Origin of the sequence: Rhodoferax ferrireducens, assembly GCF_031458075.1 — a bacterium.
In the GTDB taxonomy this organism is placed as follows: domain Bacteria; phylum Pseudomonadota; class Gammaproteobacteria; order Burkholderiales; family Burkholderiaceae_C; genus Rhodoferax_B; species Rhodoferax_B ferrireducens_A.
The window spans coordinates 36,800-48,950 of sequence record NZ_JAVDXT010000006.1 but is presented as its reverse complement, the minus strand read 5'-3'; the positions used below and the strand labels follow the sequence as shown (position 1 = coordinate 48,950).

The 12,151-nt window shown below is 65.8% G+C and carries 11 protein-coding genes; 6 read left to right on the top strand and 5 right to left on the bottom strand.

The window, feature by feature from the left end:
- Positions 1 to 36: 36 nt before the first annotated feature.
- The 4 genes from J2X19_RS23435 to J2X19_RS23420 all read right to left on the bottom strand — a co-directional run bounded on the left by J2X19_RS23435 (position 37) and on the right by J2X19_RS23420 (position 2,807).
- Positions 37 to 1,236 (bottom strand): FAD-dependent oxidoreductase, encoded by a 1,200-nt coding sequence (locus tag J2X19_RS23435; RefSeq protein ID WP_310376926.1) that lies wholly within the window; start codon positions 1,234 to 1,236, stop codon positions 37 to 39.
- 30 nt (positions 1,237 to 1,266) lie between these two features.
- Positions 1,267 to 1,431 carry a rubredoxin gene (locus tag J2X19_RS23430; protein ID WP_116608852.1) on the bottom strand — a complete coding sequence of 55 codons (165 nt, stop codon included), beginning with the start codon at positions 1,429 to 1,431 and terminating at the stop codon, positions 1,267 to 1,269.
- 79 nt (positions 1,432 to 1,510) lie between these two features.
- Positions 1,511 to 2,005 carry a rubrerythrin family protein gene (locus J2X19_RS23425; protein ID WP_310376925.1) on the bottom strand — a complete coding sequence of 165 codons (495 nt, stop codon included), beginning with the start codon at positions 2,003 to 2,005 and terminating at the stop codon, positions 1,511 to 1,513.
- 139 nt (positions 2,006 to 2,144) lie between these two features.
- Positions 2,145 to 2,807 (bottom strand): HAD family hydrolase, encoded by a 663-nt coding sequence (locus tag J2X19_RS23420; protein ID WP_310376924.1) that lies wholly within the window; start codon positions 2,805 to 2,807, stop codon positions 2,145 to 2,147.
- 192 nt (positions 2,808 to 2,999) lie between these two features.
- Between J2X19_RS23420 and J2X19_RS23415 the strand changes: the two genes are divergently transcribed.
- From J2X19_RS23415 to J2X19_RS23395, 5 genes are all read left to right on the top strand, one after another.
- Entirely contained in the window at positions 3,000 to 3,701 is a 702-nt protein-coding gene (locus J2X19_RS23415; RefSeq protein ID WP_092757728.1) for a response regulator, read from the top strand.
- Positions 3,698 to 5,170 (top strand): sensor histidine kinase, encoded by a 1,473-nt coding sequence (locus tag J2X19_RS23410; protein ID WP_310376923.1) that lies wholly within the window; start codon positions 3,698 to 3,700, stop codon positions 5,168 to 5,170. The genes J2X19_RS23415 and J2X19_RS23410 overlap by 4 nt, the downstream gene beginning before the upstream one ends.
- Before the next feature lie 135 nt (positions 5,171 to 5,305).
- Positions 5,306 to 5,767, top strand: a complete 462-nt coding sequence (locus tag J2X19_RS23405) for a cache domain-containing protein (RefSeq protein WP_310376922.1) — start codon at positions 5,306 to 5,308, stop codon at positions 5,765 to 5,767.
- An 89-nt stretch (positions 5,768 to 5,856) separates the two neighbouring features.
- Positions 5,857 to 7,437, top strand: a complete 1,581-nt coding sequence (locus tag J2X19_RS23400) for a methyl-accepting chemotaxis protein (RefSeq protein ID WP_310376921.1) — start codon at positions 5,857 to 5,859, stop codon at positions 7,435 to 7,437.
- A gap of 248 nt (positions 7,438 to 7,685) precedes the next feature.
- A complete protein-coding gene (locus tag J2X19_RS23395) occupies positions 7,686 to 10,232 on the top strand; it encodes a bifunctional diguanylate cyclase/phosphodiesterase (RefSeq protein WP_310376920.1) in 2,547 nt (848 codons plus the stop codon).
- 70 nt (positions 10,233 to 10,302) lie between these two features.
- On the opposite strand, the gene J2X19_RS23390 is transcribed toward J2X19_RS23395, so the two are convergent.
- Positions 10,303 to 11,052, bottom strand: coding sequence for an SDR family oxidoreductase (locus J2X19_RS23390; RefSeq protein ID WP_310376919.1), 750 nt, complete (start codon positions 11,050 to 11,052; stop codon positions 10,303 to 10,305).
- A 134-nt stretch (positions 11,053 to 11,186) separates the two neighbouring features.
- Here J2X19_RS23390 and J2X19_RS23385 point away from each other — a divergent pair, with 134 nt between their 5' ends.
- On the top strand, positions 11,187 to 12,095 hold the full coding sequence (locus J2X19_RS23385) for a LysR family transcriptional regulator (RefSeq protein ID WP_310376918.1): 909 nt from the start codon (positions 11,187 to 11,189) through the stop codon (positions 12,093 to 12,095).
- The last annotated feature ends 56 nt before the right edge of the window (positions 12,096 to 12,151 follow it).

Below are 12,151 nucleotides of genomic sequence, written 5' to 3'. Positions count from 1 at the left end.
GCCGTGGCGGCGGGGAGCGGCTAGCGCCGGTAAACCCTAGGTCGTTGTCGTGGCCACGGCCGTCATCTGCTTCACCAGCGCCATGCGCTTGCTGGTATGCGGGCCGGTCAGCACAAAGCCGTGGGCGCGCTCGGGCAGATCCTCCGAGGCAAACCACCATTCGCCCAGCACCTGTTCGACCCACTGGCCCAGCTGGCCGGGGGCGGGCGGATGGGCCACGATGGGCAGGGCCGGGGTCTTGATGGCTACCGGCATGGCGGCGAACTCCAGGCTGGCCGGCGTGCCGTGCAGGCTGGCGGCCAGCACCTTGGCCGCCGCCATGATAGGCATGACGTACGGCAGGGTGCGGCCAGTGGGCGCGCCGGGGCTGGCAGCACTGGCGTACTGCGCGCTGTCGCCGAGGGCCCAGACGTGGGGCGCACTGGTCTGCAGCTGGCGGTCCACCACGATGCCGCGCTCGCAGGCGATGCCCGCGGCCTGGGCCAGGCTGGTGTCGGCGCGCAGGCCGATGGCGCTGAGCAGGATGTCGGCCACCAGCGTCTGCCCGTTCGACAGGGTCAGCACCAGCGCATCGGCCTGGCGGTTCACCGCCTGCACCGTCGCGCCCAGATGCCAGTGCACCGACAGGCCGGCCAGGGCTTCCTGCAGCTGGACGCTGGCCGTGGGCGGCAGCAGGGCCGCCAAGGGGCGGTCAGCCGGATCGATCACCGTCACCGCGTAACCCGCGCCCGCCAGGTCGTTGGCGAATTCACAGCCGATCAGGCCCGCGCCCATGATGGCAATACGAACATTCGGAGCGCCCTCGCCCAGCGCGGTCAGGCGCTGGTGGAACACGCCGAAGTCATCCAAAGAATTGACCGACAGCGCCTGCTCGGCCGCATCGCCGGCCAGCGGCACGCGGATAGGCTGGGCGCCGGTGGCCAGCACCAGGTCGCGGTAGGCCAACACGCCGGCGCTGGTCTGCACAGTTTTGGCGACGCTGTCGATGGCCGTGACCCGGGTGTGCGACAGCAAGGTGACGTTCAGCGTTTGGGCAATCGTGGCCGCCGGGGTGGTCACCAGCTGCGCCGGGCCGCGCTTCTGGCCAAAGGCGTTGGACAGCGTGGGCTTGGCGTAGAAGTCGCCGGCGTCGGCTGTGACCAGGGTGATGGGCGTGTCGGCGTCGAGCTTGCGGAACTCGCGCACCGTCTGCCAGCCAGCCAGGCCGGCGCCAATGATAAGAAGCGGGTGGGTCATCAGGAAAGTGGAAGTAGAAGGTAGCCGAGTTTAGATTTCTACGGCTTCGAAGTCCGCCTTGGCGACGCCGCATTCCGGGCATTCCCAGCTGGCGGGCACGTCGGCCCACAGGGTGCCGGGGGCGATGCCGTCTTCCGGGCGGCCCGTGGCTTCGTCGTACAAAAAGCCGCAAACGATACAGACATAGGTTTTCATGATGAGGTTCTCTGTTTTATATAAAAAGTGCCTCTAGCGCATATAAAACCTGCGCTAGCAGCTATGAAAAGCGTAGTAATTATGCCGCGCTGGCAGACAGCGAAGCCAGCTGGGCTTTGTAGTGGTTGGCGTGGCGTTCTTCCACCTTGGCCAGAGCGGCAAAGCGTTTCTGGGCTTTTTCCAGGGTGGCCTTGAACTGGGCGGCATGCACCTTGGATTCTTCGATCTGCTCGTCCATCTCGGCCACGGCAGCAGCATTGCCCTCGGCTTCGGCGGTGGCGCGGAAGCCCGGGTACATCTCGGTGTACTCGTAGGTTTCGCCGTCGATGGCGATCTGCAGCGCCTTGGCCGGGGTCATCGTGGCCTTGGGGTACAGCAGGTCCAGGTGGCCAAAGGCGTGCATCACTTCCTGGTCGGCTGTGGCTTCAAAGGCGAGCGCCGTGGCCTCGTCGCCGGCTTCACGCGACAGCTTGGCGAAGTAGCGGTACTTGATGTGGGCCATGGACTCGCCGGCGAAGGCCGATTCGAGGTTGGCAAGGGTCTTGATTTCTGGGCGTTGGCTGGCGATGGACATCGTGGGCTCCTGTAGGGTGTAGTCGTTGTGAACAGGGCAATCTTACGTCCGATCGATAAATATGAACAATTGATAAAACCTAATCAATTAATAGAAACTATGACAAATCCAGCCGCCCTGCAGGACTGGATTCCGCGCTTCACACCAGCAGCGCGGCCAGGTGCTCCATATCCGTAAACGTGGCCGAGGCGCCGGCCTCGCGCAGGGTCTGCGCATCTACATGGCCGGACGTGGCGGGCGCATAGCCGAACACCGTGGCGCCGGCCGCCACCCCGGCACGCACGCCGGTCACCGTGTCTTCGACCACCGCGCAGCGCTGCGGATTCGCCTGCAGCGCCGCGGCGGCCGCCAGATAGACGTCCGGCCAAGGCTTGGAGCGCGGCATTTCGTGGCCGCTGAAGACGCGGCCGTCGAAGTATTCGATCAGCCCGACCTTGCGCAGCTGCAGCTCGACCTTGATCCGGTCGGCCCCGGAGGCGCAGGCAATGCCGCCCGCATAGGCCGTGTGGATGGCCTGCACGGCAGCGTGGATATTGGGGATGGGCAGCAGCTGGTCTTGCAGCGCCTGGTTGCGCCGGCTGCGGAACTCGCTCATCCAGGCCTCGGTGACGGGCTGGCCGGTGTGCTTTTCGATGCTGGCCACTTCGTCCATGACCGCCTTGCCGACGAAGAAGCGCATGCACTCGGCCGCCGACAACTCCCAGCCGCGCTCGGCCAGCATGTCGCGCAGCACGCCGTTGGTCAGCGGCTCCGAATCCACCAGCACACCATCACAGTCAAACAATACGGCATCAAATTTCATGCGATCTCGCTTCTCAAGAGGTTGGGAGGGCCAAAACCAGACTTATGCATCAAATCAGGCTCTAGCGCAGATTAAATAAGCGCGGGCAGCTAGCATTTATGTAGTGCCTTTGCGCCAGAACGCGGGACGGTATACCCTGGCTAAGGGTGACCGAGAGGTCAATAGTAAACCGCGGCTTGCTATGCTCTGCCCATGGCCCATTTACTGATTGTGGAAGACGACGATTTGCTGCGCGACGGCCTGGCGGCCCAATTGGGCCAGGCCGGGCACCAGGTGACCACGGCCGCCAATGGCGCGCTGGCCCAGGAGCTGCTGGAATCCACCCGCTTCGACGGCGTGGTGCTCGACCTGGGCCTGCCTCTGCTCGACGGCATGCAGCTGCTGCGCTGGATACGCAAGCGCCTGCTGGCCTTGCCGGTGTTGATACTGACGGCGCGCGACGGCGTGGAAGACCGGGTCGAAGGCCTGAACGCCGGTGCCGACGACTACCTGACCAAGCCCTTCAATATGGCCGAGCTGGAAGCACGGCTCGGTTCCATGCTGCGCAGATCGCGCCTGCCCGCATTCGGCGGCTCGCTGGAGCTGCCGGCTGGCCGGCTCCGGCTGGACGCCACCCAGCCGCTGGCCTGGCTGGGCGACGAGCCGCTGGAGCTGACCCAGCGCGAATGGGCGCTGCTGTCGCTGCTGGTGGCCAACGCCGGCCAGGTGGTCGGCCGTGAAGACGTGCTGTCGGCCTGGAAGGCCGACCCGAACGACCCCAGCGACACCACCAACACCGGCTCCAACGCGCTGGAGGTCTATGTGCACCGGCTGCGCCGCAAACTGGCCGATTCGGGCCTGAGCATCCGCAATGTGCGCGGCCTCGGCTACATGCTGGAAACCGCCACGCCATGACGCTGCTGGGGCTACCGCCCGGCCTGCAGAAAGACAAAGCCCCCGGCCTCTCGCTGAAGCGCCAGCTGCTGCTCTGGCTGCTGCTACCGCAATTGCTGCTGTGGCTGGTCGGCGGCCTGCTGGCCTACCGCATCGCCCTCAACTATGCAGAAAAAGGCATCGACCAGTCGCTGACCCAGTCGGTGCGATCGCTGGCGCGCCAGGTCAAGCCCATGGGCTCGGGCCTGCTGGTGGACTTTCCGCGTGCTGCGCAGGACATCATCGAGCAGGACCCGACCGACCGCGTCAGCTACATGGTGTCGTCGCCACCCGGCCAGTTTGTGCTGGGCAACAGCAAGCTGCCCGACCCGCTGCTGGACATCCCGGTGCAGGCCGGCGAGCCGCTGATCTACGAGGCCTTGCTGGACAAAAAGCCGGTGCGCGTGGCCTTGCTGGAAGTCAATTACGGCGATGCCGACGCACCGCAGCGGCTGCGCGTGCAGGTGGCCAAAAGCCTGGCCGTGCAGCAGCGCATCGCCCGCGAACTGGTGGCCGACATGCTGGTGCCGCTGGTGCTGCTGGGTGCGCTGATTGGCAGCGTGGTCTACATCGGCATCGGCCGCGGCCTGCAGCCGTTGAAGCGGCTCGAAGCCCTGCTGGGCGACCGCACCCAGCGCAGCTTCACCACCTTGTCGCCCATCGAGCTGACCCAGGCGCCGCAAGAGGTGCATTCCCTGGCCGCAGCCGTGAACCAGATGCTGGCCGCGGTGCGCCGCAGCCTGGGCCAGGAAAAGCGCTTCATCAACGACGCGGCCCACCAGCTGCGCACCCCGCTGGCCGGGCTGATCAGCCAGACCGAGCTGGCCCTGACGGAGCGCGACCCGCAGGCGCTGCAAGATCGGCTCGCCAAGGTGCATGCCGGCGCGCTGCGCAGTGCCCATCTGGTGCACCAGCTGCTGTCGCTGGCCCGTACCGAGGCCGACATCCAGCAGCAGCCGCTGGACATGGCGGCGCTGGCGCGCGAAGTGGCCCGCGAATGGACACCGCGCGCCATCGCCGCCGGCATCGACCTGGGCTTTGAGGGCGAGGACAGCCTGGTCACCCAGGGCGAAAAACTGCTGTTGCGCGAAGCCCTGAGCAATCTGATCGACAACGCCCTGCACTATGCGGGCCGCGGCGCTACCGTCACCCTGCGGGTGCAGCGCCAGCAAGACCAGGCCGTGGTCGAGGTGGAGGACAACGGCCCAGGCTTGCCGGACGCGGATGTGTCCCGGGTATTCGAGCGCTTCTGGCGCGCCAGCGAGATACCCGGCGGCTGCGGCCTGGGCCTGTCCATCGTGGCCGAGATTGCGCTGCGCCACGGCGGCACAGCCGCGGCGCTGAATGTGCAGCCGCACGGCCTGTGCGTGCGCCTGAGCCTGCCGTTGCCGGCGTTCCCGCTGACGGCGGGCACCTTCCGGCATCCACCGCCCTCGCCCTATCCCCAGTAAGCCCCCCGTGGTGTGGCGTCAACCGCACATCCACACAAAAGGGGAAAATCTGGAGCCCCCACTGGGCAAAATGGGTTGATACTGGCTTAGGAACCTTGACGTGATACACATTCACAGACAACCAGAGGAGATCACATGAAGCCGTCTATTCTCATCGCATCTTTAGCCTGCGTACTGGCAGTTCCCTTCATGCAGCTGGCCCACGCCCAGGACAAGGCCACGGCAGCAGAAGCCACGGCCATGGTCAAGAAAGGGGTGGCCTTCATCAAAGCCAACGGCAAGGACAAAGGCGCAGCCGAGATCAGCAACAAGGCGGGCCAGTTCGTTGACCGCGACCTCTACCTGGTGATCTATGCGCTGGACGGCACGGTGCGCGCCCATGGCGCGAATGAAAAAATGGTTGGCAAGAACCTGATCGACCTGAAGGATGTGGACGGCAAGGAGTTCGTCAAGGAGCGCATGGAACTGGCCAAGAGCAAGGGCACGTTCTGGCAGGACTACAAGTTCACCGACCCCACAACCAAGAAGATCGCCCCCAAAAGCATGTACTGCGAAAAGCTCGACGATGCCGTGGTGTGCGGCGGTATCTACAAATAAGCGCCAAGAGCCACTCCAGGCCCTGAGGTACCAGCTGCTCTGGCTGGACCCACCATCCGCCGTTGCGCGGTCACGCTGAGGAAGCTCCTATGAAACTAGGTCTGAAACTACTGGCCGCGCCTTTGTTAACCGCCGTGGTGGTACTGTTTGCCGGGCAGATCAATTCGCAACTGATGGGCCAGGAGACCAGCAAGGGGCTCGCGAGTTCGGCGTCCAGTCTGGAGGACTTCAAAACCATCGCCCAGGTCCAGCTACAGCTGGGACAGGTGCATTCCAGTGTTTACAAGACCATGACGCTGATCGGCTCCATGGACGACGCCAAGACCAAGGCGTTCCGCACCGATCTGGCGGCCCAGCTCGATGGCATCAAGCGGGTGGCGGCCACCCTCGCCGGCACCGAAAGCAGCAATCCCGAATTGCAGGCTGCGGTCGCCGACCTGGGCAAGCAGATCGCCAGTTACGGCAAGCAGACAGACGCCGCCATCGACCTCGCGTCGATGGACCCCAATACGGGTATTGCGGCCATGCAGAACGCCGATGCCACGTTTTCCAACCTCAACAAAACCCTGTCCGGTATTGTGGAACGCAGCGAAGCCCGGTCGCACACCGCCATAGAGGCTTCACAGCAGCGTTCGCAGCGCACCAACATCGGGCTTGGTGCGCTGAGCCTGCTGGTCGCAGGCATCGCGGTCGGGCTGTCCTGGCTGGTGCAGCGCAAGCTGGTGAAAGAACTGGCCCGCGCGGTGGAGGTCGCGCATGGCGTGGCGGGCGGCGATCTGCGGGTCGACGCATCCAGTGCGCGTACCGACGAAGTAGGCGACCTGATGCGCGCGCTGGGCGCCATGGCGGCGCAGCTGAACCAGTCGATCTCCACGGTGTTCGACTCCTCCGAGTCGATTCGCCTGGCCAGCGCAGAGATCGCCACCGGCAACAAGGATCTGGCACTGCGCACCGAACAAACCGCCACCAACCTGCAGCACGCAGCCTCGTCCACCGAGCAGCTGACCAGCACCGTACGGCAATCGGCCGACTCGGCACAGCAGGCCAACCAGCTCGCCGCATCGGCGACCGCCGTGGCGGTGCGCGGCGGTGCAGCGGTGGCCCATGTGGTCAGCACCATGGAGGAGATCAACGTCAGCGCCCGCAAGATATCCGACATCATCGGCATCATCGACGGCATTGCGTTCCAGACCAATATCCTGGCGCTGAATGCCGCGGTAGAGGCGGCCCGGGCCGGCGAGCAAGGCCGCGGGTTTGCCGTGGTGGCGAGCGAAGTGCGCAGCCTGGCCGGGCGCTCTGCCGGCGCCGCCAAAGAGATCAAGAGCCTGATCGACATCTCGGTCACCAAGGTCAATCAGGGCACGCAACTGGTTGCCGATGCGGGCAAAACCATGACCGAAATCGTCAGTTCGGTGCGCCGCGTGTCGGACATGATCGGTGAAATTTCCACTGCTTCCTCGGCCCAAAGCGATGGCATCTCGCAGGTCAACACCGCCGTCACTGACCTGGACCAGATGACGCAGCAAAACGCCGCATTGGTCGAGCAATCTGCAGCCGCGGCCGAAAGCCTGGGCGAGCAGGCGAACCGCTTGGCCCAACTGGTGTCCACGTTCCGGCTGAGCGGCATGCCGCAAGCGGGACACCGCCCCACCCTGCTGTCCGCCACCTGAAAAGCCCAGCAGCGCTGAACGCGCAACCCAGGGTTTATGCGTAGCCGGAGCCGGCCGCTGGCCAAACCAGCCTTGACTGAACAGGCCTAAGGCGGCTTTTCGGCGCAATTTCTGGCTGCCGTACCGGTCTGCGTGTGGGATACTGGATTTCGACCGTTGCATCGGCGGGACGGAACGGTGAACGCTGTCGTGCGACCGCCTCCTACTGCCAACCTATCGACGCAAGCCCCGCTCTTGCAGAATTGCACATGCGTAATTTTCGGCCATCCCTCAGAGTCGCGATCACCGTGCCGTTTGCACTGATCCTGGTGGTGACCGTGGCCTTGCAGGCGCTGACGCAACAGGCCAACACCGCCCGCCTGATAGACACCACCAGCACCCGCATACTGGATGCCCTGATGGTGGCCTCCAGCAACCGGCTGGCCAATTTTTTAGACGAGCCGTTTCGCATCCAGGCCGATATTGCCGACGCGATCAGCCGCCATGGGCTCTATACCCCGCATGACCTGGGCCCCATCTACCGCCATCTGCGCGGCGTCTACCAAGACCGCTACCTGGACCACACGCAAATGAGCGTGCTGGATTTCGGCAGCGAGGCGGGGGAGCTCGCCGGCATGCGCCGCGAAGGCGCCGGAGCCCATTTCGCGCTGATGCTCAAAGACGCGTCCACCCAGGGCCAGCTGCGCATTTACAAAGGCGACCACCCCGGGAGTGAGGTCGTCGCCTCTTACGACACCTACGATCCGCGCGTGCGCCCCTGGTACGCACCCTTTGCCCGGTCCGGCAAGGCCGGCTGGTCAGACATCTACGCCAACTACGACGAGCGGGCCGAGATCACCATCTCGGCAGCCAGCCCGGTCAAGGTCGGCAACAAGCTGATCGGCGTCATGGAAGCCGATATCAAGCTTGACGGCCTGAACCACTTCCTGCGCGAAGAGCCGCTGCGCGGCAGCGGCATCATCGCCATCACCGATCTCGAAGGGCGCCTGGTGGCGCATTCAGAGCCCGGCTCGGTGCTGGCCGATGGGCGCAACGGCACGTCCCGTGGCGAGCGCCTGCGCCTGCGGGAAGCGGCCAACCCGGTGCTGCGCGCCGCTGCGCCCACCGTCGCAGAAGCCGCGCCGGCAAGCACCTCGGGCTTTCAGCTGGACGTCAACGGCCAGTTGTACATCGGCCGGGTCGCGCCCTACTCGGACGTCCGCGGACTGCATTGGCGCATCCTGACCCTGGTGCCCGAATCCGATCTACTGGGCGATATACGCGCCGCCAGCCGGCGCAGCCTGGTGTGGATCGCCGGCTTTGCCGGGCTGGGCTGCCTGCTCGGCCTGTGGGCGATTGGATGGGTTACCCGCCCCATCCAGCGCACCGCCCAGGCCGCCAACCAGTTGGCGCTGGGCCAATGGGACACCAAGATCACCCCGGGCAACGCCGTGCAGGAAACCGCCACCCTGGTGCAGGCTTTCAATGCCATGGCGCAACGCCTGCAGCACTCATTCAACGATATGCGCAAGCAGCTGCGCTACGACCACCTGACCCAGTTGCTCACGCGCCAGGGCCTGCTGGAAGAGGTCGACTGGGACGACACCCGTCCCGCAGTCTTGTGCCTGGTGGGGCTGGACGGCTTTCGCGCGGTCAACGACAACGTGGGGCATGGCACCGGCAACCGCTTGCTGCAAGCCATCGCCGAGCGCATGCGGGCCCGGTTTCCCGATCCGGTACTGCTCGCACGGGTGGGGGGTGACGAATTTGCCGTACTGCATCTGGGCCCGGCGCATGCCGCGGCCGAGCTGGGTTCGGAGATCGGCCGCTTGTTCTCGCACCCGTTCGCCTCGGGTGGCGACGAGGTCATCGTGACCGCCTCGGTCGGCATGGTCCAGGGGCACTTGTCCGCCCAGGCCCTGCCGGAATGGCTGCGCAATGCCAGCGTGGCCCTGGGCGAGGTCAAACGCCGGGGCCGGGGTGCCTGCATGCTGTTCGAACCCGGCATGATGGAGCAATCGCTGGAGCAGGCGCGGCTGGCCAATGAGCTGCGCCAGGCGCTGGAGCGCAGCCAGTTTGTGCTGCATTACCAGCCCGTGGTGCAGATGGCCACCGGCCAGGTCAGTGGCGTGGAGGCCCTGGTGCGCTGGCAGAGCCCGGCGCGCGGCCTGGTGCCACCCGGTCTGTTCATTCCGATCGCCGAAACCTCCGACCTGATCCTGGCGCTGGGCGACTGGGTCTTACGCACGGCCACCCGCGACATCGCGCAGCGCCTGGCGCAGCTGCCGGCCAATTTCGAGCTGCATGTGAATGTGTCGGCGCGCCAGTTGATCCAGTCCGACTTCAGCGCCACGCTGCAGCAGGCCTTGCACGACAGCGGCCTGCCGCCACAGCACCTGACGCTGGAGCTGACCGAGTCGGTGCTGATCGAGCAAGACGGCCAGACCGAGGAGCGGCTGCGCGAAATCCGCGCCCAGGGCGTGAAGATCGCCATCGACGATTTCGGCACCGGCTACTCTTCGCTGGCCTACCTGGGCCTGCTGCCGTTCGACTGCCTGAAGATCGACCGGAGCTTTGTGCGCAACCTGTGCAGCTCGCCGCAGGACGCGGCCATCGTCTCCGCCGTGCTGCACATGGCCGAAGGCTTTGACGTCGCCGTGGTGGCCGAGGGGGTGGAAACCGCGGCCCAGGCGCAGCGCCTGCGGCAGATGGGCTGCAGCCACGCGCAAGGCTATTGGTTTGGCCGCCCGGTGCCGCTGGAGCAAGTCGACTGGAGTACCCGTGCCCTGCCCGGCAGCGCCGCCGAAAATTTATAGAAAATCAACCTCCAGCGCACATTCCACCAGCGCAAGAAGCTATCAAATCAATAGCTGCCTGCATCTCGCCTCACATCTGGCTCATGCCGCCGTCGGCAATGATCTCGGTGCCGACGATGAAGCCCGATTCCTTGGACACCAGGTGCAGCACGGTGGCGGCGATTTCTTCCGGGGTGCCGAAGCGGCCCAGCGGCACCTGCGTCTGGATGCTGGCCGCCATGGCCTGCAGCTGGTCGGGCGCCAGGCCCAGCTTGCCGTACAGCGGCGTGCTCACCGGGCCGGGGCTCACCACATTCACCCGCACGCCCTGGGGCAGCAGCTCAGCCGAGAGCGTCTTGGCCAGCGAAATCAGCGCGGCCTTGCTGGCGGCGTAGACGCTGGAATTCGGCATGCCGATGTGGGCGTTGATGGATCCATTCAGCACAATGGAGCCACCACGCGTCATCAGTGCCGCCAGGCGCTGGATCAAGAAGTACGGGCCTTTGACATTGGTGTCAAAGCTGCTGTCCCACAGCGCCTCATCGATCTGCGCCAGCGGGCCGAACTTGGCCACACCGGCGTTGATGAAGACGCCGTCGATCACGCCCATCTGCGCCTGCAACTCGGCCACCAGCGCGGCCTGGGCCGACACATCGCCGGCTTCGCTGACCAGGGCCAGCGCGTTCGGGCCCAGCTCGGCCTTGACCCGGGCCAGGCTCTCGGCGTCACGGCCGGTGATGGCGACGCGGGCGCCTTCGCGGGCAAAGGCGATGGCGGCGGCTGCGCCGATGCCACTGCTGCCACCGGTGACCAAAATGTTTTTTCCTTCAAAGCGGTTCATGGTATTTCCTTCGGTTGTTTCGTTGATGTCTTACTGGGGATTTCAACCCTTGGGGGGCTGATGGAGCAAGTGTCTGGCGATTCACCACGCCACAGACGCCATAATCTCGATGAACTCATGCGAAACTATCGAACATGTTGAGCCTGGAAAATCTGCAACTGCTGGAAGCGGTGCGCGCCACCGGCAGCCTGTCGCGCGCCGCCGAGCGCCTGGGCAAGGCCGCGTCCACCGTGTCGTACGCCGCGCGCCAGCTGGAAGACCGGCTGGATGCCCTGTTGTTCGACCGCGCCGGCTACCGCATTGCGCTGACGCCGGCCGGCCTGCTGCTGGTCGAGCAAGGCGCGCAGCTGCACGCCCAGGCGCGGCGACTCACCGAGCGCGTGAAACAGGTGGCGCGCGGCTGGGAGTCCGAGCTGCGCATCGCTACCGACGAGCTGGCGAACATCGAGGCGCTGCTGCCGCTGGTGGCCGACTTCGACGCGCTGAACAGCGGCGTGCGCCTGCGCTTTGCCCACGAGGTGCTGGGCGGCACCTGGGAGGCGCTGCTGGACCAGCGCGCCGACCTGGTGGTGGCGGCCACCAACGAGCCGCCGGCGATGGCGCATCTGCAGTGGTTCGAGTTGACGCAGCTGGAATGGGTGTTTGCCGTGTCGCCCCGCCATCCACTGGCCCAAGCACCCCAACCTTTGTCGATGGAGGCCATCACCGCCCACCGCGCCGTGGTGGTGGCCGATACCTCGCGCCTGGCACTCGCCCGCAGCTACGGCGTACAGACGCACCAGGAGCGCCTCGCCATGCCCAGCATGCGCGCCAAGATCGCCGCCCAGGTGGCAGGCCTGGGCGTGGGCTGGCTACCGCGGGAGAAAGTGCGCGAGCATCTGGCCCAAGGCACGCTGGTGGCGCTGGCCACGCAGGACCCGCGCGAACCGAATCTGCTCTATGTGGGCTGGCATTCGCACCGCGCCGGCCCGGCGCTGCAATGGTGGGTCGACAAGCTGCGCGATCCGCGGCTGGTGCCGCCGCTGCTGCACCAGAACTATTGAGGCTCCCACCATCCACACGCGCCGGGCTTGCGGCCCTCCGCCGACGGCTTATGGGT